Annotated in this window: 21 protein-coding genes; 12 read left to right on the top strand and 9 right to left on the bottom strand. The window is 70.6% G+C overall.

Annotation, left to right across the window (positions count from 1 at the left end; translation table 11 throughout):
• Positions 1–139: 139 nt before the first annotated feature.
• The 3 genes from ACFYY8_RS04465 to pyrR are packed head-to-tail and all read right to left on the bottom strand — an operon-like array spanning position 140 to position 2930.
• Positions 140–1435, bottom strand: a complete 1296-nt coding sequence (locus tag ACFYY8_RS04465; RefSeq protein WP_390037076.1) for a dihydroorotase — start codon at positions 1433–1435, stop codon at positions 140–142.
• The gene (locus ACFYY8_RS04460; protein WP_362910403.1) at positions 1432–2364 is read right to left on the bottom strand and encodes an aspartate carbamoyltransferase catalytic subunit; all 933 of its coding nucleotides are present in this window, start codon (positions 2362–2364) and stop codon (positions 1432–1434) included. Before ACFYY8_RS04460 ends, ACFYY8_RS04465 begins: the two co-directional genes overlap by 4 nt.
• Positions 2361–2930: a bifunctional pyr operon transcriptional regulator/uracil phosphoribosyltransferase PyrR gene (gene pyrR / locus ACFYY8_RS04455; protein ID WP_352008945.1), complete on the bottom strand. Its 570-nt coding sequence runs from the start codon at positions 2928–2930 to the stop codon at positions 2361–2363. Before pyrR ends, ACFYY8_RS04460 begins: the two co-directional genes overlap by 4 nt.
• A gap of 279 nt (positions 2931–3209) precedes the next feature.
• Between pyrR and ACFYY8_RS04450 the strand changes: the two genes are divergently transcribed.
• The 9 genes from ACFYY8_RS04450 to ACFYY8_RS04410 all read left to right on the top strand — a co-directional run bounded on the left by ACFYY8_RS04450 (position 3210) and on the right by ACFYY8_RS04410 (position 12775).
• Positions 3210–3479 (top strand): DUF3040 domain-containing protein, encoded by a 270-nt coding sequence (locus tag ACFYY8_RS04450; RefSeq protein ID WP_390037073.1) that lies wholly within the window; start codon positions 3210–3212, stop codon positions 3477–3479.
• A 123-nt stretch (positions 3480–3602) separates the two neighbouring features.
• Positions 3603–5033, top strand: a complete 1431-nt coding sequence (locus ACFYY8_RS04445; protein WP_390037071.1) for an amino acid permease — start codon at positions 3603–3605, stop codon at positions 5031–5033.
• A gap of 38 nt (positions 5034–5071) precedes the next feature.
• Entirely contained in the window at positions 5072–6316 is a 1245-nt protein-coding gene (locus tag ACFYY8_RS04440) for an arginine deiminase (protein WP_390037069.1), read from the top strand.
• A gap of 21 nt (positions 6317–6337) precedes the next feature.
• Positions 6338–7342, top strand: a complete 1005-nt coding sequence (gene argF / locus ACFYY8_RS04435) for an ornithine carbamoyltransferase (RefSeq protein ID WP_390037067.1) — start codon at positions 6338–6340, stop codon at positions 7340–7342.
• Between the two features lie 2 nt (positions 7343–7344).
• The gene (gene arcC, locus ACFYY8_RS04430; protein ID WP_390037065.1) at positions 7345–8280 is read left to right on the top strand and encodes a carbamate kinase; all 936 of its coding nucleotides are present in this window, start codon (positions 7345–7347) and stop codon (positions 8278–8280) included.
• 25 nt (positions 8281–8305) lie between these two features.
• Positions 8306–9730, top strand: coding sequence for an amino acid permease (locus ACFYY8_RS04425; protein WP_390037063.1), 1425 nt, complete (start codon positions 8306–8308; stop codon positions 9728–9730).
• The gene (locus tag ACFYY8_RS04420; RefSeq protein ID WP_390037061.1) at positions 9727–10635 is read left to right on the top strand and encodes a universal stress protein; all 909 of its coding nucleotides are present in this window, start codon (positions 9727–9729) and stop codon (positions 10633–10635) included. The genes ACFYY8_RS04425 and ACFYY8_RS04420 overlap by 4 nt, the downstream gene beginning before the upstream one ends.
• A gap of 269 nt (positions 10636–10904) precedes the next feature.
• On the top strand, positions 10905–11399 hold the full coding sequence (locus tag ACFYY8_RS04415; RefSeq protein ID WP_271219163.1) for a transcriptional regulator: 495 nt from the start codon (positions 10905–10907) through the stop codon (positions 11397–11399).
• Positions 11400–11548: 149 nt separating this feature from the next.
• Entirely contained in the window at positions 11549–12775 is a 1227-nt protein-coding gene (locus ACFYY8_RS04410; protein WP_390037059.1) for a PP2C family protein-serine/threonine phosphatase, read from the top strand.
• Between the two features lie 4 nt (positions 12776–12779).
• Here ACFYY8_RS04410 and ACFYY8_RS04405 read toward each other — a convergent pair whose 3' ends face one another.
• Positions 12780–13226: an SAV_6107 family HEPN domain-containing protein gene (locus ACFYY8_RS04405; RefSeq protein WP_390037057.1), complete on the bottom strand. Its 447-nt coding sequence runs from the start codon at positions 13224–13226 to the stop codon at positions 12780–12782.
• Between the two features lie 715 nt (positions 13227–13941).
• On the bottom strand, positions 13942–14724 hold the full coding sequence (locus tag ACFYY8_RS04400) for a peptidoglycan-binding protein (RefSeq protein WP_390037055.1): 783 nt from the start codon (positions 14722–14724) through the stop codon (positions 13942–13944).
• A gap of 118 nt (positions 14725–14842) precedes the next feature.
• Between ACFYY8_RS04400 and ACFYY8_RS04395 the strand changes: the two genes are divergently transcribed.
• Positions 14843–15322 (top strand): YbaK/EbsC family protein, encoded by a 480-nt coding sequence (locus ACFYY8_RS04395; protein ID WP_352008934.1) that lies wholly within the window; start codon positions 14843–14845, stop codon positions 15320–15322.
• A gap of 76 nt (positions 15323–15398) precedes the next feature.
• Positions 15399–15950, top strand: a complete 552-nt coding sequence (locus ACFYY8_RS04390) for a GNAT family N-acetyltransferase (RefSeq protein WP_390037053.1) — start codon at positions 15399–15401, stop codon at positions 15948–15950.
• Here ACFYY8_RS04390 and metF read toward each other — a convergent pair.
• Positions 15947–16882 carry a methylenetetrahydrofolate reductase [NAD(P)H] gene (metF, locus tag ACFYY8_RS04385; RefSeq protein ID WP_390037051.1) on the bottom strand — a complete coding sequence of 312 codons (936 nt, stop codon included), beginning with the start codon at positions 16880–16882 and terminating at the stop codon, positions 15947–15949. The genes ACFYY8_RS04390 and metF overlap by 4 nt on opposite strands.
• Before the next feature lie 139 nt (positions 16883–17021).
• On the opposite strand from metF, the gene ACFYY8_RS04380 reads away from it, so the two are divergent.
• Positions 17022–18089, top strand: coding sequence for a polyprenyl synthetase family protein (locus tag ACFYY8_RS04380; protein ID WP_390037049.1), 1068 nt, complete (start codon positions 17022–17024; stop codon positions 18087–18089).
• A 44-nt stretch (positions 18090–18133) separates the two neighbouring features.
• Here the strand turns inward: ACFYY8_RS04380 and thiE are convergent, their stop codons facing one another.
• The 3 genes from thiE to ACFYY8_RS04365 are packed head-to-tail and all read right to left on the bottom strand — an operon-like array spanning position 18134 to position 20365.
• A complete protein-coding gene (gene thiE / locus ACFYY8_RS04375; RefSeq protein ID WP_390037047.1) occupies positions 18134–18778 on the bottom strand; it encodes a thiamine phosphate synthase in 645 nt (214 codons plus the stop codon).
• Complete coding sequence (locus tag ACFYY8_RS04370) at positions 18756–19130, bottom strand: Rv2175c family DNA-binding protein (RefSeq protein WP_390037045.1); 375 nt, start codon at positions 19128–19130, stop codon at positions 18756–18758. The genes thiE and ACFYY8_RS04370 overlap by 23 nt, the downstream gene beginning before the upstream one ends.
• Positions 19131–19180: 50 nt before the next feature.
• Positions 19181–20365: an NAD(P)/FAD-dependent oxidoreductase gene (locus tag ACFYY8_RS04365; protein WP_390037043.1), complete on the bottom strand. Its 1185-nt coding sequence runs from the start codon at positions 20363–20365 to the stop codon at positions 19181–19183.
• Between the last annotated feature and the right edge of the window lie 3 nt (positions 20366–20368).

Here is a 20368-nt window from a genome sequence, read left to right as displayed (position 1 = left end):
CTGAGAGGTGTCTCTCCATGATGTGGGACGGCCTCGCGCCACCCGCGGCGACACCCTGCGGCTCCGGGGTCGCGACGGCACCGGGACGACGCCGGGGACGACACAGCCGTACGGCCGGCCCGCGCGTGCGGGCCGGGCCTCACGCGATCTTTCCGTCCAGGACGGTCGGCCTGCCGCGCAGGAAGGTCGCCACGACCCTGCCGGGCAGGCTCCTGCCCTGGTAGGGGGTGTTGCGGCTCTTGGAGGCGTATCCGGCGGGGTCGACCTCGGCGCGCGCGGCCGGGTCGTAGAGGGTGACGTTGGCCGGGGCCCCCACCTCGATCGGCCTGCCGTGCTCGGCCACCCGGCCGATCCTGGCCGGGGCGGCCGACATGCGCTCGGCCACGCCCGCCCAGTCGAGCAGCCCGGTCTCGACCATGGCCTCCTGCACGACGGACAGCGCGGTCTCCAGGCCGATCATGCCCATGGCCGCGGCGGCCCACTCGGTCTCCTTGTCCTCGACCGGGTGCGGGGCGTGGTCGGTGGCGACGCAGTCGATCGTGCCGTCGGCCAGGCCCGCGCGCAGCGCCTCGACGTCGGCGCGGGTGCGCAGCGGCGGGTTCACCTTGTAGATGGGGTTGTAGGAGCCGACCGGGGAGTCCTCGACGAGGTCGTCGGTCAGGAGCAGGTGGTGCGGGGTCACCTCGGCGGTGACGTCCCAGCCCTTCGACTTGGCCCAGCGGACGATCTCGACCGAGCCCGCGGTGGACAGGTGACACACGTGCAGGCGTGAGCCGACGTGCGCGGCGAGCAGGCAGTCGCGGGCGATGACCGCCTCCTCGGCGACCGCGGGCCAGCCGGTCAGGCCGAGCCTGCCGGAGACCGCGCCCTCGTTCATCTGCGCGTCCTTGGTCAGTCGCGGCTCCTGGGCGTGCTGGGCCACCACGCCGTCGAAGGCCTTGACGTACTCCAGGGCGCGGCGCATGAGCACCGCGTCGGAGACGCACCTGCCGTCGTCGGAGAAGACGCGCACCCGCGCGGCCGAGTCGGCCATCGCGCCGAGTTCGGCCAGGCGCTCGCCGTCGAGCCCGACGGTGACGGCGCCGACCGGGCGCACGTCGCAGTGTCCCGCCTCCTGGCCGAGGCGCCAGACCTGCTCGACGACGCCCGCGGTGTCGGCGACCGGGTCGGTGTTGGCCATGGCGTGCACGGCGGTGTAGCCGCCGAGCGCGGCGGCGCGGGTGCCGCTCTCCACGGTCTCGGCGTCCTCGCGGCCCGGCTCGCGCAGGTGGGTGTGCAGGTCGACCAGGCCGGGCAGCGCGATGAGCCCGGTGGCGTCGACAGTCTCGTCCGCGCTCAGGTCCTGGCCGATCTCGGCGAAGACTCCGTCGCGGATCAGGATGTCGGCGGGCTCTCCGCCGAGGATCCTGGCGCCCTTGATGACGATGGTCTTCACTGGATCTCTCCTCCGAGGTCGGCGCCGCCGAGCAGCAGGTAAAGGACGGCCATGCGGGTGGTCACACCGTTGGTGACCTGTTCGACGATCGTCGAGCGGGGCGAGTCGGCCACCTCCGCCGCGATCTCCATGCCCCGGTTCATCGGGCCGGGGTGCATCACGATGGCCTCGTCGTGCAGCCGGGCGACGCGCTCGCGGTCGAGGCCGTAGCGGCGGCTGTACTCCCGCTCGGTGGGGAAGAAGGCGGCGTTCATCCGCTCGCGCTGCACGCGCAGCATCATCACCACGTCGGACTTGGGCAGCACGGCGTCGAGGTCGTAGGAGACCTCGCAGGGCCAGGAGCCGACGCTCACCGGCAGCAGGGTCGGCGGGGCGACCAGGGTCACCTCGGCGCCGAGCGTGGCCAGCAGGAGCACGTTGGAGCGGGCGACCCTGCTGTGCAGGACGTCGCCGACGATGGTGACCTTCCTGCCGTCGAGCGAGCCGAGGCGGCGACGCATGGTGAAGGCGTCGAGCAGGGCCTGGGTCGGGTGCTCGTGGGTGCCGTCCCCGGCGTTGACGACGCTGCCGCGCACCCAGTTCGCCAGGCGGTGCGGGGCGCCCGAGGCGCCGTGCCTGATGACGACGGCGTCTGCGCCCATGGCCTCCAGGGTGAGCGCGGTGTCCTTCAGCGACTCGCCCTTGGAGACGCTCGACCCCTTGGCGGAGAAGTTGATGACGTCGGCGGACAGGCGCTTGGCCGCGGCCTCGAAGGAGATGCGGGTGCGGGTCGAGTCCTCGAAGAAGAGGTTGACCACCGTACGGCCGCGCAGGGTCGGCAGCTTCTTGATGGAACGTTCCGAGATCTTCGCCAGTTCGTCGGCGGTGTCCAGGATCAGCAGGGCGTCGTCACGGCTCAGGTCGGCCGCCGAGATCAGGTGCCGCTTCACTTGTCGTCTTCCTTCAGCAGCAGGACGGCGTCGCGGCCGTCGTTCTCCTCCAGGTAGACCTTGACGATCTCGGATTTGGAGGTCGGGAGGTTCTTGCCCACGTAGTCGGCCCTGATCGGCAGTTCCCTGTGGCCCCGGTCCACCAGGGCGGCGAGCTGGACGGCCTGCGGACGGCCCAGGTCGTTGAGGGCGTCGAGGGCGGAGCGGACGGTGCGGCCCGAGTAGAGGACGTCGTCGACGAGGACGACGATCCTGCCGTCGATGCCGTCGGCGGGCACCTCGGTGCGGCCGAGCGCGCGGGCGGGCCGCAGGCGCAGGTCGTCGCGGTACATGGTGACGTCGAGGGACCCGACCGGCACGGAACGGCCTTCGAACTGCCTGATGTAGCCGGCCAGGCGGCGGGCCAGGTGGACGCCTCTGGTGGGGATCCCCAGCAGGACGATGTCCTCGGCACCCTTGGTGCGTTCGAGGATCTCGTGGGAGATGCGGATCAGCGCGCGATTGATGTCGGGTCCTTCGAGGACCGCGTGCGCGCCCCCGCGGGCATGCGAAACGGCATCAGCCAATGCGAACACCACCTTTCCCGCCTCACGGGACGGGTCTTAAAGGAAGCTGACGTCCTCACGTTAGCAGCCGCCCGGCGATGCTCCTGAAGCACCCCCTTGACCCTCCAACTACAACAAACCACACATACAGCCTGGATGCCCATAATCCAGATATTTCATGGTATTGATCACGTCTCTGGACGAACGAAGATCTACCTCCTCAACTTGGCAAAACCCGACAAAGTGCCATTAAAATCCTTCGGGTCATCGTCAGCCACCGGGGGATCGAGAACCATGGGCTTGTCCGCTCGCGAAAAGCGCGCCCTCGACGGGATCGCCGACCGGATCTACAGCGAGGACCCCCTCCTGGCCGAGACGCTGTCGTCGTTCGCGACCGGCGCGGTCACCGCCGAGCCCCTGCCCGCCCGCCGCGGCGCCTTCCCCGGTGTCCTGATCCCCGTCGCCCTGCTGGCCGCGATCATGGCGATCATGGCCGTGCTGCTTCCTCCGATCTCGGGTTCGACGGCCGAGGTGGCCCCCTCCCCCACCCGCGTGCTGACCCGCGGCTGACCTCCGGCTCCGTGTACCGTCCGCCCTGGTAGGACGGGTTTCACACCTTTCCCCGTTGGGGACCCCATTGGTTATCGGCACCCGAAACGGGCAGTGCGGGGGATGCGTGCCAGGGGGCGTGGGATGGGGGATTCCTTCGGCGACCGTCCGCGAGGGCGCACCGCCGCAGAAGAAGGAGTGATCCGTGACGAGGCGGCCGAGGAGATCGCCGGGGAGCACGGCAAACTCGGCCTGCCCGCGGCTGTCGCCCTGATCGTGGGCAACATCGTGGGCACGGGCGTGTTCCTGCTGCCCGCCTCACTGGCCGCCTACGGCACCGTCAGCATCCTGGCCATGGCCCTGGTCTCGATCGGCGCCGTCGCGCTCGCCATGGTGTTCGGCAGGCTCGGCGCGCGCCTGCCGGAGGGCGGCGGGCCGTACGCCTACGCCAAGGACGCCTTCGGCGAGTTCTCCGGCTTCTGGAACGCCTGGTCGTTCTGGCTGACCGCCTGGATCGGCAACGCCGCCATCGCCGTCGTCTGGGTCAACTACGTCGGCTACTTCCTGCGCTGGGACTCCCCCGCCGCCCAGATCGCCCTGGCGCTCGTCGCCCTGTGGGTCCCCGCCCTGATCAACCTGAGCGGCGTGCGGAACATCGGCGTCTTCGCGCTGGTCACCACGGTGCTGAAGTTCATCCCGCTGGTCTTCGTCGCGGTGGTCGGCCTGTTCTTCGTGCGGGGCGCCGACTTCGGCCCCTTCGTGGCGACCGGCGGCTCCTGGATCGCCGCCCTGTCCACCGCGGGCGCGCTGGCGCTGTTCATCTACTCGGGCGTGGAGAGCGTCACCATCGTCGCGGAGAAGGTCAGGGACCCGGCCCGCAACATCGGCAGGGCCAGCGTCTACGGCGTGCTGATCTGCGCCGCGATGTACATGCTCAGCACGGTCGCCGTCTTCGGCATCGTCCCGCGCCAGGCGCTCGCCGGCTCGACCGCCCCCTTCGCCGACGCGATCAACGCCATGTTCGGCGGGAGCGTCGGCGGCGGCGTCATGGCCGCCTGCGCGATCGTCTCCGGCATCGGCGCCATCAACGGCTGGACCATGCTGGTGGCGGAGATGCCGATGGCCGCCGCCAGGGACGGCCTGTTCCCCTCCGTCTTCGCCCGGCGGTCGCGCCGCGGCGCGCCCTGGGTCGGCATCGTCGCCGGAACCGCGCTGACCTCGCTGGTCGTGTTCTACAACTACCTCGGCTCGGAGGGCGGCTTCGACAGGATCCTGCTCATCGCCACCTTCACCACCGTCATCCCCTACTTCTTCTCCGCCTGCGCCCAGCTGTTCTGGCTGGTCACCGGGGCCCGCGAGGTCAAGGGGGCCAGGCTCGGCCGCGACCTGGCCGTGACCGCCGTCGCCGTCCTGTTCTCCTTCTGGATGACGTACGGCGCCGGCGCCCAGGCCATCTTCGTCGGATTCCTGATGCTCCTGGTGGGCATCCCCGTCTACATCTGGACCAAGGCCAGACGCGGCGAGTACGGCCCGGGAGGTGAGGCCGCCGTACCGGCGGCCGGGCACGACCGTTGACCGACCGGCCACCACGAGGCCAGCACGGAGGAAGAGAGATGACCTTTCACGTCGACTCCGAAGTCGGGCGGCTCCACCGGGTCCTGCTCCACAGGCCCGAGCTGTCCCTGAAGCGGCTCACCCCGTCGAACAAGGACGACTTCCTCTTCGACGACGTGCTGTGGGTGCAGCGCGCGGTCGAGGAGCACGAGGAGTTCCAGCGGGTGCTGAGCGAGCACGGGATCGCCGTCCACCTCCTCGGCGACCTGCTGCGCGAGACCATCGACATCCCCGAGGCCCGCAAGTACATCCTCGACCACGTCATCGAGGAGCGTTTCTTCGGTCCCATGGCCGTGGACGCCCTGCGCAACGCGCTGGACGCCATGCCCGCCGACGACCTGCAGCTCTATCTCACCGGCGGGATCACCAAGCAGGAACTCGTCGAGCGGGGCACCGACCCCAAGAGCCTGGCCTTCCACACCCTCGGCCCCGACGACTTCGTCCTGCCCCCGCTGCCCAACCACCTGTTCACCCGCGACACCTCCTGCTGGATCTACGACGGCGTCTCCGTCAACGCGATGCGCAAAAAGGCCCGCCAGCGCGAGACCGTGAACTACGAGGCGATCTACCGTTTCCACCCGATGTTCGCCCCGGGGTTCGACAGGCCGCAGGAGGGCGGCTTCAACCTGTGGATGCCGGGCATGGCCGCCGCGCCCGCGACCATCGAGGGCGGCGACGTGCTGGTGCTGGGCCGCGGGGCCGTACTGGTCGGGATGAGCGAGCGCACGCAGCCGCAGGCGGTCGAGATGCTCGCGCGCAGCCTGTTCGCCAAGGGCGGCGCGAAACGGATCGTGGCCCTGAACATGCCGAAGGCACGGGCGTTCATGCACCTGGACACCGTGATGACCAGCGTGGACGTCGGGGTGTTCGTCAAGTTCGCCGGGCTCGGGATGCTGCCCTCCTACACCGTCGAACCCGGCGAAACGGAGAAGGAACTCAAGATCACCGATCACGCGCCCGAGGACATGCACCGGGCCATCGCCCGCGCCATGGACCTGGACGAGATCAGGATCCTCACCCCGACGCAGGACGTCTACGCGGCCGAGCGGGAGCAGTGGGACGACGGCTGCAACGTGCTGGCGATCAGCCCCGGCGTGGTCATCGCCTACGAGCGCAACACCACCACCAACAACTACCTGCGCGCCAACGGCGTCGAGGTGACCACCATCAGGGGCAGTGAGCTCGGCAGGGGCCGCGGCGGCCCCCGGTGCATGAGCTGCCCCCTCGAACGCGACGGCATCTGACCTCTCACCAGGGACAGGCACATGGCATTCAACCTGCGCAACCGCAGCTTCCTCAAGGAGCTCGACTTCACCCCGGAGGAGTTCGGGTTCCTCGTCGCCCTCGCGGCCGACCTCAAGGCGGCCAAGTACGCGGGCACCGAGAGGCCGCGCCTGAGGGGCAGGAACATCGCCCTGATCTTCGAGAAGACCTCGACCCGCACCCGGTGCGCCTTCGAGGTCGGCGCGCACGACCAGGGCGCGCACGTCACCTACCTCGACCCCTCCGGTTCCCAGATGGGCCACAAGGAGTCGGTGCGGGACACCGCGCGGGTGCTCGGCCGGATGTTCGACGGCATCGAGTACCGCGGCAGCAAACAGGCCTACGCCGAGGAGCTGGCCGCCTACTCGGGCGTCCCCGTCTGGAACGGTCTCACCGACGAGTGGCACCCCACCCAGATGCTCGCCGACCTGCTCACCATGCGGGAGCACAGCGACAAGCCCCTGCGCGAGATCTCCTACGCCTACCTGGGCGACGCCCGCAACAACATGGGCCACTCGCTGCTGGTCACCGGCGCGCTGATGGGGATGGACGTGCGGATCGTGGCCCCCAGGCAGCTGTGGCCGGAGGAGACGGGGGTCGCCGGGCCCGCCAGGGACCTCGCCGAGGCGACCGGCGCCAGGATCACCGTCACCGACGAGGTCGCCGAGGGCGTCAGAGGCGTGGACTTCCTCTACACCGACGTGTGGGTGTCCATGGGCGAGCCGGACGAGGTGTGGGACCAGCGCGTCAAGCTGCTCATGCCGTACCAGGTGAACACCTCGGTCGTCGAGGCGACCGGCAACCCCCGGGTGAGGTTCATGCACTGCCTGCCCGCCTTCCACGACCGGGAGACGAAGGTCGGCGAGGAGTTGTTCGAGAAGACCGGCCACGACGCCCTCGAGGTCACCGACGAGGTCTTCGAGTCCCCGCTGTCGATCGTCTTCGACCAGGCGGAGAACCGGCTGCACACGATCAAGGCCGTCATGGTCGCCACCCTGGGAGACTGAGGATGCGCGTCCTGGTCGCCCTGGGGGGCAACGCGCTGCTGCGCAGAGGGCAGAGCCCCGACGCGCTGCCCCAGCGGGAGAACGTCCGAATCGCCGCCGCCTCGCTGGCCCGGCTCGCGGAACGGCACGAGCTGATCATCACGCACGGGAACGGCCCCCAGGTCGGCGTGCTGGCGCTGGAGAGCGCCAACGACCCCAACCTGGCCAGGCCGTACCCCCTGGACACCATCGGCGCCGAGACCCAGGGCATGATCGGTTACTGGATGCTGCAGGCCCTGCAGAACGCGCTGCCGGGGCGGCAGGTGGCCGCCACGGTCAACCAGACGCTCGTCTCGGCGGTCGATCCCGCCTTCGACGACCCGACGAAGTTCGTCGGCCAGGTCTACGAGCGGGCGGAGGCGGAGAAACTGGCCGAGGAGTACGGCTGGACCGTCAAGCCGGACGGGCGGCACTGGCGCCGGGTCGTGCCCTCCCCCGTCCCGCAGCGGGTCGTGGAGACCCGGCTGCTGCGCCGCCTGGTCCGCGACGGCGTCGTGGCGATCTGCGCGGGCGGCGGCGGGATACCGGTGATCCGCAACGACCGGGGCCAGCTCCAGGGGGTCGAGGCGGTCATCGACAAGGACCTGACCGCCTCCGTGCTGGCCGAGGCCCTCGAAGCCGACGTCCTGATGATCCTCACCGACGTGCCGCGGGTCGCCAGGCACTTCGGCACCCCGCGGCAGGAGGAGATCACCCACACCACTCCCCACCAGCTGCGCGCCGAACGGTTCCCGGCGGGCTCCATGGGCCCCAAGGTCGAGGCCGCCTGCCGGTTCGTCGAGACCACCGGCGACATGGCCGCGATCGGCAGGCTGGACGAGGCGGAGCTGATCCTGGAGGGCGAGGCGGGCACCATCGTCACCCCCAACGCCACCTGGCCGCTGGCCAGCACCCTGTGACCTGTCTCTTCGAGGAGGGCGACACGTGGACTCCGTGGTACGGCGGCTGTTGCGCACCAAACCCACCGAGCAGATCGTCGCCGAGGGCGGTCACGGCGAGGGCGGCGAGCTGCGCCGGACCATGACCCTGTGGCAGCTCACCCTCTTCAGCGTCGGCGCCACACTCGGCACCGGCATCTTCGTCATCCTCGGCCAGGCCGTGCCGAAGGCGGGCCCCGCCGTGGTCGTCTCCTTCGCCCTGGCCGCCGTCACGGCCCTGTTCTCCGCGCTGTCCTACGCCGAGCTGGCCGGGACCATCCCGGTCTCCGGCTCCTCCTACTCCTACGCCTACGCGACGCTGGGCGAGCTGGTCGCCTGGGTGTGCGGCTGGTGCCTGATGCTGGAGTACGCCGTCTCCGTCGCGGCGGTCGCGGTCGGCTGGGGCGAGTACCTCAACCACTTCCTCCGTGACCTGTTCGGCTGGCAGCTGCCCGCCGCCGTCACCCACTCCCCCGGCGACCAGGGCGGGGTGGTCAACGTCACCGCGGTCCTGATCGTCCTGCTGGCCACCTGGCTGCTGCTGCGCGGCGCCTCGGAGAGCGCGTCCGCGAACGCGGTCTTCGTGCTGATCAAGATCGCGGTTCTGGTGTTCTTCTGCGTCGTGGCCTTCACCGCCTTCGAGAGCGGCAACCTGACCCCCTTCGCCCCGCTGGGCGTCGCCGGGATCACCGCCGCCGCCTCACAGGTCTTCTTCTCCTACATCGGCTTCGACGCCGCCTCGACCGCCGGTGAGGAGGCGAGGAACCCCAAGCGCGACCTGCCGCTGGCGATCCTGCTCTCCCTGCTCATCGTCACGGTCGTCTACGTGCTGGTCGCGCTGACCGCCGTCGGCGCCATGCCGTGGCAGCGGTTCGACCCGGACACGACCGAGGCCAGCCTCGCCCTGATCGCCGACCGCGCGACCGGCTCGACCTGGGCGGGCCTGATCATCTCCTTCGGCGCGGTCATCGCCATCGCCAGCGTCGTGCTGACCGTGCTGTACGGCCAGACCCGCATCCTGTTCGCGATGTCCCGCGACGGCCTGCTGCCGAGGATCTTCGAACGGATCGATCCACGCCGCCAGGTGCCGGTCGCGAACACGATCATCGTCGCCGCGTTCGTCTCCCTGCTGGCCGGGTTCATCCCGCTCGGCCAGCTCGCCGAGGCCACCAGCATCGGGACCCTGTTCGCCTTCGCCATCGTCAACGTCGGCGTGCTGGTACTGCGCTACACCCGGCCGGACCTGCCGCGCAGCTTCAGGACCCCGTTCTTCCCGCTGACACCGGTCCTCGGGGTGATCTTCTGCGTGGTGGTGATGCTGGGGCTCGCCGGGGTCACCTGGCTCGCCTTCGCGATCTGGATGACCGTCGGTCTGCTCGCCTACTTCCTGTACGGCTACCGCCACTCACGCCTCAGCAGGAGCGTCCGATGAAGATCGAGCACATCCTCGCCGGATTCGTCCCCGGCGGCCGGGGCCAGGACGGGCTGACGCTGGCCGTACTGCTGGCCCGGCGGACCGGGGCCCGGCTGACCGTCGCCCACGTCCACGTGCCCACCTGGCCGACGCCGGGACCGGGGAAGATCGACGCCGAGTGGCGCGCCTATGTGGCCGCGCAGGCGCAGACCGTCCTGGAACAGGCCCGCGAGCTGCTGGCCGGCGTGCGGGACGTGCCGGTCGACTTCGTCTCCCACGGCCACCGGGGCAGCGGCAGGGGGCTGGTCCAGCTCGCCGGGCGGCTGGAGGCCGACGCGGTGGTCATCGGCCCGGCCCCCGGCGGCGGTAAGGGCCGCATCCGGGTCGGCAGCACCGCCGACCAGCTCCTGCACACCTCCCCCGTGCCCGTCGCCCTGGCGCCCCGCGGGTACGCCGAGAGCCACCCGCCGGCCCTGCGGAGGCTGACCGTGGCCTACCGCCGCGACCCCGCCTCCGACGAGGCCGTACGGCAGGCCTTCGAGCTGGCCGGGCGGATCGACGTCCCGCTGCGCCTGGTCACCCTCGTGCTGGACGGGGGACGGCGGGGCAGGGTCGAGGCCGAGATGCTCGGCAGGATCAGGGAGAAGGTCACCGCCGACCTCGACGAGATCGTCCGGGGACACGACGACGTCCGGGTCGACGTGGAGGTGCTTGAGGGCAGGGACGTGGCCGCCGCGCTGGCGGGCACCGACTGCGAGGGGGCGATGTTGATCTGCGCCTCCAGCGAGACCGGGCCCCTGCGGCGGGTCTTCCCCGGCGACGTCTCGCTGAAGATCATACGTTCGGCCCCCTGCCCGGTGATGATGGTGCCCAGGAGTCCCGCCGGGAAGCGAGGGTCCGCCGGACGGCGCGGGAAACGGTGATGATTCACTATCCGCCATGGGACAAGCACGGCGTTTGAGGCGGACCACATCGGATCGGATTCGACATCTTTTTTCCAATCAGCTTGACCTTAGGCGCCCACAGCTTTACCGTCACTGTCCGTAACCACACCTCGCGGCGTTATCGGGTAAACCCCGACGCATCAGTCACCGAAGGTGCCTACCCCAGGCCAACCCGGTGGTTGGGGCATAAGTTGCGAGGGAGGACAATCAACTGAAAGCAGTACATAACCGAGCCGGGGGGCCACACGATGCCGTCTGAATACGCCAAGTCGCTGGGTGCAAGACTCCGCGCGATTCGCACTCAGCAGGGCCTGTCCCTGCACGGAGTCGAAGAGAAGTCCCGCGGCCGTTGGAAGGCCGTTGTCGTCGGCTCCTACGAGCGTGGGGACCGTGCGGTCACGGTGCAGAAGCTGGCCGAGCTGGCCGACTTCTACGGGGTTCCGGTCAATGAGCTCCTGCCCGGGGGCAGCGCGCCGAGCCCTCTTGGCCCCACGCCGAAGCTTGTGATCGACCTTGAGCGTCTTGCCCAGCTGCCCAAGGAGAAGGCGGGTGCGCTGGCTCGTTACGCCGCCACCATCCAGAGCCAGCGTGGTGACTACAACGGCAAGGTGCTGTCCATCCGTCAGGAGGACCTGCGCTCCCTGGCCGTGATCTACGACAAGTCCCCCAGTGAGCTCACCGAGGAACTCATCACCTGGGGCGTGCTCGACCCCGAGGCCCGCAGGGCCGTCGAGTCCTTCTGACGACCCGTCCGGTCGCGGGCACGCGCGGCTGGGCGTGCCCGCGAGCCGTGGTCTTCCTCTCTCGTTAGAACATGGCCCGCACGCCGCCACGGATCACCATCACTGTGGTAGGAAAAGGCAAACATGGCATTTAACGAGATGTGGTGGACATGGCCCGGGGAGAGGATCGTCACGATCACTCTCGACCGCGCCCTGAAGGCCGTCTCGCCTCACTCAAGGCGGCCCTGGGCTCGACCAAGACCCGGGCGTTCCTGCGGCTGCTGACCTCCGTCGGGGCGACCAGGACCCAGGAGACGCTCAGGCTGCTGCCGTTCGTCGTCATGGCCCTGGTCGCGCTGATCGACTTCGGCTCCGGGCCGACCTCCGGGCTGCTGCCGCTGCTCGCCCTCGGCCCCGCCTTCGCCAGCGTGGCCTGCGGCCTGGCCAGGACCACGGTCTCCGGTCTCATCGCGCTGGCCCTGTGCGTGGCGCTCGGCGTCTACAACGACATCCTGTGGATGCCCCGCACCAACATCACCATGGTCGCCATCCTCGGCGTCACGGTGGCCAGCGTGCTGGCCAGCGCCGGACGCCTGCGGCACGAGCGTCAGCTCGCCGACGTCCGCTCCGTCGCGGAGGCCGCCCAGCGGGTGCTGCTGCGGCCGGTCCCGCGCCGGGCCGGGCCGGGGATCGGCGTGGCCGTCTCCTACACCTCCGCCACGGCCGAGGCCCGCATCGGCGGCGACCTGTACGAGGTGGTGACCACCCCGCACGGGGTGCGCATCATCGTGGGGGACGTCCAGGGAAAGGGCCTGGAGGCCGTCGAGACCGCCGCCGTGGTGCTCGGCGCCTTCAGGGAGGCCGCCCACGACGAGGCCAAGCTGCAGGGCGTCGTGGCCCGCCTGGAGAACGCGCTGTCGCGGGAGCTGTCGGGCGAGCAGTTCGTCACCGCCGTGCTCGCCGAGATCACCGACCTGACCGATCTCGGCGAGGCGCAGGAGGGCACCTCCATCACCGTCATCAACTGCGGCCATCCGCCGCCCATGGTGCTGGCGGCCGACGGCAGCCGTTCCTTCGCCGACCCGCCCGACGAGGCCCTTCCGCTGGGCATGGCGTCGTTGAAGGGGGCCGAGGCCGTGCCGTACCAGATCGGCTTCGAGCCCGGTGACCAGGTGCTCTTCTACACCGACGGGGTCATCGAGGCCCGGGACGGAACGGGCCGGTTCTATCCGCTGGCCGACAGGGCGCACCTGCTGAACGGCTCCGACCCGCAGCTGGCCCTCGACGCGCTACGCGCCGACCTGCTGCGTCACGTGGGCAAGCCGCTGAACGACGACGCCGCCATGCTCCTGCTACGCCACCGCACCGCCCGCCCGCTGGCCTCCTCGGCGGCCTGAGCCGCTAGCCGGCCAGGGGAACGCGGGCCGGGAGGGTGGTCTGGGCGGGCAGGCCCAGGAGGGTCTCCACCGTGACGACGAACCGCTCGGCCTCGGAGATCAGCTCCTCGGCGTCCCTCGCCGAGACCATGCGGGTCATGCCCGCCTCGGCGGCGGCCCGTTTGGTCGCGCTGGTCTCGAAGTAGGGAGCCCACTCGGCCAGCCTGGGCTCCGCCTCGGGCAGCAGCTCCCAGGCGCTGCGCAGGCGGCGCCTGCGGCCGTCCATGGGCCGTGGCCGCGCGGCCAGGATCGCGGCCGCGGCTCTGAGCGCCGCCAGGTGGGCGGCGACGTATCGGGTTGCGGGGGTCCGGGCGGCGCCCGCCTCCCCAAGACAGTCGCGCGCGTCGGCCAGGTGCGCCCGCACCGTGGACGAGAGCCGGGGCCCATCGGAATCGCTGAGCCGAGGGGTCATGTGCTTCAGCCTCCTTGGTCGCAAGCGGCTCCCGGCGTATCCGCCGGTCAGGTCAACACTCGCAGACCCCACCGACAAATCCTCCGGGCGGCCGGACGAGGAGCTTCCCCTCTCCCCGCCCGCCCCGGCCCGGCCGGGCCGCCGTGGCCGACGGTCCCGGAAAGGCCAACCACCCTGGACGTGGACCGCGAGCCCCACGTCATCACATCGAACATAAATTCGATCACTGGTAGTGTCAAGTAAACGAACGAACAAAAGTTCGACACCACCGGGCAGCCTGAAACCATACGAATCACCCACCCCGGAAGAACCGCCGGAGAGCCGCCGGTCGCGCGCGGACAAGCCGGGGCGGTCACAGCCAAGGGGTTTCGGACATCCCCCGGCCTCCCCCCGCACGCAGCGGACGTACGGCCGCCGCCGCACCCCTTTCCCTGCCATATTGGCTGATTTATAGGCCTGTGCCTGCTTTAAATGTTCAAGGTGGAGTTTGAGCGTTGTGCGGTTTTCCGCGACGTCTCGGCGGCCCGGAGTCACGGGCATCGCGTGTTCGGTATCCCCCATGACGAGAACACGGCCCGGTGTTCACAGGGCGGGGAAACAGCCGTCAAGACGGGCCCGCCACGGCGCGCTTTCCCGCACCCGTACGACAGCCCCGGGAACGACCGTGCCCCCGGTCCTTGAAGGACCGGGGGCACGAAGAACCGCGTTCACTCCGTCAGCGGACGAATCTGCCCCGGACGTGCACCGGGACTCCCGTGCCGAGCATGCCGGGCAGGACCGCGGCGACGTTCATCGGCAGCCGCACACAACCGTGGGAGGCCGGGGCCAGCGGCACCGAGAGCGCGCCGTGCAGGGCGATGCCGCCGTTGAAGAAGATCGGGTTGTATAGCTGACCGAGGTATGACCTGTGCCAGCCGCTCCTGCGCCAGGTCGTCTTGTAGTCGCCCGTCGGCGTGCGGGCGCCGCCGCAGAACTTCTGGGTCTTGCCCTCCCAGGTGGCCGTCTCGCAGTACGGAATCCCGCTGCCCGAGGAGATGTGACTGATCAGCTTCACCCTGCCGGCCACGTACAGGGTCATCACCTGCTGGGTGAGGTTGACCTCGACCCTGGTCGGCTTGCCGTTGGGCACCAGCACCCTCGGCGACCTGGGGTTCTGTAGAGCGTTCCAGGTCTTCCTGGTCACGGTGCTGGTCGGCGCGATGCCGTTGATCTTCTGGAAGGCCCACAGCGCGGTCAGCGTCGTGCCGCCGTAACGCCCGTCGGCCGTGCCCGGCAGGTAGCCCAGCTCCCGCAGCCTGGTCTGCAGCGCCTTGACCGCGGTCCCCTTCGCCCCGAGCCTCAGCGTCTGGCCGGGGGCGACGAACCCCGGCGCCGCCTGCGCCGTGACGGCGGTCGCCGCGGAGGTGACGACCTGAGCGTTCGCGACACCGGGAGAGGCCAGCAGCATCGCCCCCGCCGTCACCAGGGCGGCCACTCCGAGCCGTCCTCCAACCCCCATCACCATCATCCCCTCCTGTCAGTCAAGCCCGAACAACGGACCATAGCGCACCAACCATCCACTCTCCGGCAACGGTTACGAAGAGGTAATCGATGGTCAACCCGTTTAGAGTGATCGGGTGCCGGAAAAGTTGCATCCCAACATCGAGAAGGTCGCCGCGGCTCTGAGGGAGCACGGCGTCACCGGAGAGATCGTCGTCTTCGACGAGGCGACGCCGACGGCGGCGACCGCCGCGGCGCAGCTCGGTTGCGAGGTCGGCGCCATCGCCAACAGCCTGATCTTCGACGCCGACGACCGGCCGCTCCTGGTGCTGACCAGCGGCGCCCACCGGGTGGACACCGGCCTGGTCGCCGAGAAGGTCGGCGCGGCGAGGGTACGGCGGGCCACCCCCGACTTCGTCCGCGCGGCGACCGGCCAGGTCATCGGCGGCGTCGCCCCACTGGGGCATCCCGCCCCGATCAGGACCCTGGTCGACGTCTGGCTCGACAGGCACGAGGTGGTCTGGGCCGCGGCCGGGCACCCGCACACGGTCTTCCCGACCTCCTTCGCCGAACTCCTGCGCGTCACCGGCGGGACCCCGGTCGAGGTCGAGCGCTGATCGCCAGGCGGACACCCGCCAAACCCTGACGAACCTCTCAGATCCTCATGGTGGTCGCCCTGCTAGGGTGCGTTGCGTGATCGAACTGCGACGGGTCGGCCCCGAGGAGTTCTCCGTGAGCCTCGACGCGGTCCTCGACGTCTACACCGCGGCGATGCTCCCGCCCGCCGACCAGCTCACCGGGCGAAGGGCGATCATGAGAGGCCACGCCTCCTACTCCGGGTTCACCTGCCTGTTCGCCGAACGCGCCGACGGCAGGACGGTCGGCGTCGCCTACGGCTTCCACGGCGAACCCGGCCAGTGGTGGCACGGCGTCGTCCGCCAGGCGATCACCGAGCACGACGGCCAGGCCAGGACCCGCGAGTGGCTCGACGACGCCTTCGAGCTCGCCGAGGTCCACGTCCACCCCGACTACCAGGGCAAGGGCGTGGGCCGGGCCATGGTCACCACCCTGTGCGCGGGACGCCTGGAGCGCACCGCCGTACTGTCGACCCGTGACCAGGAGACGGCGGCGCGTCATCTCTACCGGAGCCTGGGCTTCGGCGACCTGCTGACCGGGTTCGTCTTCCCCGGGGGCCAGGAGCGCTACGCGATCCTGGGCACCCCGCTCCCGCTGGCCCGGACCTAGACCGCCAGCCGGTCGTCCGCCCCGGTCGTGACATCGAGGGCCTGGAAGACCTCGCGGGTCGCGCTCGACCGGTTGAAGGTGATGAAGTGGATGCCGGGCGCGCCCTCGTCGAGCAGGATCTGGCACAGCTCGGCGGCGTGTTCGATGCCCAGATCGCGCACCGCGGCCGGGTCATGGGCGACGGCCTCGAACCTGGCGGCGACCTCGGGCGGGAACGGCGCGCCGGAGAGCTGCTCGGAACGGGCGATCGTGCTCATCTGGGTGACGGGCATGATGCCGGGGATGATCGGGGTTTCGCATCCGCGGGCGGTCACCCGGTCGCGCAGCCTGAGATAGTCCTCCGCGCGGAAGAACATCTGCGTGATCGCGTAGTCGGCGCCCGCCCGGCACTTGCGCACGAAGTGCTCGGTGTCGGCCTCGACGGAGGTGGACCTGGGGTGCTTGTAGGGGAAGGCGGCCACGCCGACGCAGAAGTCGCCGGACTGGCGGATGAGCCTGACCAGTTCCTCGGCGTACTGCACGCCCTCGGGGTGGCGGATCCACTCTCCCGTCACGTCGCCGGGCGGGTCGCCCCGCACGGCGAGGATGTTGCGCACGCCCGCCCCGGCGAACCTGCCGATCAGGTGGCGCAGCTCACGCAGGGAGTGGTTGACGGCGGTGAAGTGGGCGACCGGGGTCAGCGTCGTCTCGTGGGCGAGCCGCTCGACGATCTCCACCGTCCGGTCGCGGGTGCCGCCGCCCGCGCCGTAGGTGACCGAGACGAACGTCGGCCGCAGGGCCTCGAGCTCCCGGATGGCCCGCCAGAGCTGCCGCTCCCCCTCGTCCGTCTTCGGCGGGAAGAACTCGAACGAGAACGAACGGCCACCGGCGGCGAGGAGCTCGCGGACGGTGGGCACACGTTCGGGGAAGACTGACGAGCGACCCAGAGCCATGCCCCTAGGGTACTGGCCGCCCGACGGAGCGCCACAACCGTGATCGGTTCAACACCCTTCCCCCCGCCGGTCCCCCCGGCGGGTCCCGACGGGACACCGCGGGCATAACCTCGCACCTCCGGGCCGATAATCTCGGGGTATGACCCCTTCCGCGGCTGCTCTCGACACCATCCGTTCCGAAGTGGATCGCTCCCTCAGGGAGTTCGTCGACCGGCAGCGCCCCCTGGTCGGCGCGCCCGAACTGGTCCCGCTGCTCACCGCGGCCGAGGAGTTCCTCGCGGGCGGCAAGCGGCTGCGGCCCGCCTTCTGCTACTGGGGCTGGCACGGCGCGGGCGGGGAGGACGACCCGGCGCTGTTCACCGCCGCGGCCTCCCTTGAGCTGCTCCAGGCCAGCGCCCTCGTGCACGACGACGTCATGGACGCCAGCGATCTGCGCAGGGGCATGCCGTCGGCGCACCGCAGGTTCCAGGCGATGCACGAGAAGGCGGGCTGGCGCGGCTCCGCCGGGCAGTTCGGCGAGGGCGCCGCCATCCTGCTCGGCAACCTGCTGCTCATCTGGTCCGGGGAGATGTGGCGCAACAGCGGGCTGCCCGTGGAGTCGCTGGCCGCGGCCCAGCGGATCCACGACCACATGCGCACCGAGCTGATGTGCGGGCAGTACCTCGACCTGCTGGAACAGGCACACGAGGAGAACACCTTCGACAGCGCGCTGCGGGTCGCCCTCTTCAAGAGCGGCAAGTACTCCGTCGAGCAGCCGCTCAGGCTCGGCCTGGTGCTGGCCGCGCGGGGCGTCGAGCCGTGGATCGACCGGCTCTGCGAGCAGTACGGCCGCAGCGTGGGCATCGCCTTCCAGCTCCGCGACGACGTCCTCGGCGTGTTCGGCGACCCCGCGGAGACGGGCAAGCCCGCCGGGGACGACCTGCGGGAGGGCAAGCGGACGATGCTCGTCGCCCGTGCCCTGGCCGTGGCCACCCCGCTCCAGGCCAGGACGGTCGAGGAGACGCTCGGCGACCCCGACCTGGACGCCGCCGGGGTCGCCAGGCTGCGTCAGATCATCGAGGAGACCGGGGCCCTCGCGGCGTGCGAGAGCATGATCAAGGAGTATCTCGACCACGCCCTCGTCTCGCTCGACGGCGCCCCGATCACCCCGCGGTCCCGTACGGCCCTGGCCGATCTGGCCGTGGCCGCGACGTCACGTCGCACCTGAGACCGGGCCCGGCGTCCACCGGGCCCGGACCGATCGGATGCGGATCAGGTGGGCCCGGCGGTCAGGCGCCGCCTGAACTCCCCCGCGGCGGCCTTCGGGTCGTCCGCCTCGGTGATGGCCCGCACGACCACGACCCGGCGCACGCCGTACGACATGACCTCGTCGAGGTTGGACAGGTCGACACCGCCGATGCCGAACCAGGGGCGTTCCGTCTCCAGCGCCGCGGCGTGCCTGAGCAGCGCGGGGCCGGGGGCGTGCCTTCCTGGTTTGGTCGGCGTCGGCCAGACGGGACCGCAGCAGAAGTAGTCGACTCCCGGTTCGACGGCCGCGGCTGAGGCCTCCTGCGGGGCGTGAGTGGAACGCCCGATGAGGATGTCCTCGCCGAGGATGTCGCGGGCGGCCCGCACCGGCAGGTCGTCCTGCCCGAGGTGGAGCACGTCGGGACGGGCGGCGTGAGCGATGTCGGCCCTGTCGTTGACCGCGAGCAGCTTGCCGTGGCGGTCACAGGCCTCGCGGAAGACCTCGAGGAGGGCGAGTTCCTCCCTCGCCTCAAGGCCCTTCTCCCGTAGCTGGACGATGTCGACCCCGCCCGCGAGGGCGGCGTCGAGGAAGTCGGCCAGGTCTCCGCGCTCACGGCGCCCGTCGGTGCAGAGGTAGAGGCGGGCGTCAGAAAGCGAGTGCCTGGGCACGTCTCTTGACCTCGGTGTGGCGGCCCGCGACTATCGCGTCCACCGGGGACCCCGGAAGGGTCTCGTCTGGGGTGAAGAGCCACCGGAGTGACTCGACGTCGTCGTATCCGGCGTCGAGCAGCACGGTGAGTGTGCCTGGCAGCCCCTTCACCACGTCGTCCTCCGCGAGGAAGGCGGCGGGAACCTGTGGCTCGCCCCCGCCCCTTCGCACTCCGATGAGCTTGCGGTCCTTGAGAAGTTGCTTCGCGCGACCGGCGCTGAGGTGGAGTCTCCTGGCGACCTCGGTCAAGGTGAGCCACTCGCCCACCAGCTGGTCTGTTTCCCGGTCGATCTGCGCAACAGAAAGCGTCACGAATCCACCACTACCACATCGTGCCTTCCGCCAAACACCCGGTGGGCAGGTTAAGCGACCGTGCAGTCGCGCAGCGCCACCGCCGGATCGGCCAGGCGAACGGCGTCGAGCCGCTGGCCGCCCTCGATGAGACGGCGCCCCTGCAGGAGGTCGCGGGGGCGGTTCACCGCCAGGACCGCGGCCAGCCTGCCGTCCCCGCGGACCCAGCAGGCCCCCCACCTGGAGCCGCCCTCCGGGTCGCCGCGCAGGACGAGACGCTCGCCGTCGTTGCCGTCGTCGTGGTGCCCGGCGTACTGCACCATGTGGCCGAACTGCTCCGACCAGAAGTAGGGCACCGGGTCGTAGACCGCGTCCCCGCCCATGAGCGCGGCCACCGCGACCTCCGGGGCACCCAGTGCGGTGTCCCAGTGCTCCACCCGCAGGCGGCGGTCGTAGCGGCGCGACCACCAGGCGGCGCAGTCGCCGACGGCGACCACCCCGGGCAGCGAGGTGCGCAGGTGCTCGTCGGTGACGACGCCGTTGTCCAGCTCGACACCGGAGCCCGCCAGCCACTCGACGGCGGGCCGTACGCCGACGCCGGTGACGACCACGTCCGCCCTGACCCGTGAACCGTCGGCCAGGGTGAGCCCGTCGTGGTCGACGGAGGCGACCTGGACGCCCAGGCGCAGCTCGACGCCCGCCTGTTCGTACCACCGGGCGGTGTGCCCGCCGACGGCCCCCAGGGCCTGGGAGAGCGGCAGGTCGGCCGCCTCGACGACGGTCACCTCACAGCCCGCCCTGTGGGCGGCGGTGGCGACCTCGGCGCCGATCCAGCCCGCCCCGATGACGGCGACGCGCACGCCCGCGACGAGCCGCTCGCGCAGGACGAGCGCGTCGTCGATGGTGCGAAGCACGTGCTGTTCGCCGTCGCCGCGCAATCGGACGGGACGGGCGCCGGTGGCGATGACCAGCCCGTCGTAGGCCACCTCGCCCTCGGTGGTCTCGACCACGCCCGGCCGCAGTCCCTTCGCGGCCACCCCCGGGCGGAAGTCGACCTCTAGCGCGTCAAGATCGGAGTCGACGACCGTGGAGTCCGTCTCCCCCAGCAGGACGGACTTCGACAGTGGGGGACGGTCGTAGGGGCGGTGTGCCTCCTCGCCCATCAATGTGATCGTGCCGGCGAACCCTCGGGCTCGTAACGCCTCGACACTGCGCACGCCGGCCAGGCCGGCGCCAACCACCACGACATGATTCACAAC

The sequence above is a fragment of the Streptosporangium sp. NPDC001559 genome (assembly GCF_042893955.1).
Lineage (GTDB): Bacteria > Actinomycetota > Actinomycetes > Streptosporangiales > Streptosporangiaceae > Streptosporangium.
Note: the sequence above shows the minus strand (reverse complement) of the source record. Positions and strands in the feature narration are given on the sequence as shown.

Coding starts and splice junctions, on each gene's coding strand:
- ACFYY8_RS04445 (WP_390037071.1), top strand. CDS start 3,603: ATGGGGGATTCCTTCGGCGACCGTCCGCGAGGGCGCACCGCCGCAGAA.
- ACFYY8_RS04440 (WP_390037069.1), top strand. CDS start 5,072: ATGACCTTTCACGTCGACTCCGAAGTCGGGCGGCTCCACCGGGTCCTG.
- argF (WP_390037067.1), top strand. CDS start 6,338: ATGGCATTCAACCTGCGCAACCGCAGCTTCCTCAAGGAGCTCGACTTC.
- arcC (WP_390037065.1), top strand. CDS start 7,345: ATGCGCGTCCTGGTCGCCCTGGGGGGCAACGCGCTGCTGCGCAGAGGG.
- ACFYY8_RS04420 (WP_390037061.1), top strand. CDS start 9,727: ATGAAGATCGAGCACATCCTCGCCGGATTCGTCCCCGGCGGCCGGGGC.
- ACFYY8_RS04415 (WP_271219163.1), top strand. CDS start 10,905: ATGCCGTCTGAATACGCCAAGTCGCTGGGTGCAAGACTCCGCGCGATT.
- ACFYY8_RS04410 (WP_390037059.1), top strand. CDS start 11,549: ATGGCCCGGGGAGAGGATCGTCACGATCACTCTCGACCGCGCCCTGAA.
- ACFYY8_RS04405 (WP_390037057.1), bottom strand. CDS start 13,226: ATGACCCCTCGGCTCAGCGATTCCGATGGGCCCCGGCTCTCGTCCACG.
- ACFYY8_RS04400 (WP_390037055.1), bottom strand. CDS start 14,724: ATGGGGGTTGGAGGACGGCTCGGAGTGGCCGCCCTGGTGACGGCGGGG.
- metF (WP_390037051.1), bottom strand. CDS start 16,882: ATGGCTCTGGGTCGCTCGTCAGTCTTCCCCGAACGTGTGCCCACCGTC.
- ACFYY8_RS04380 (WP_390037049.1), top strand. CDS start 17,022: ATGACCCCTTCCGCGGCTGCTCTCGACACCATCCGTTCCGAAGTGGAT.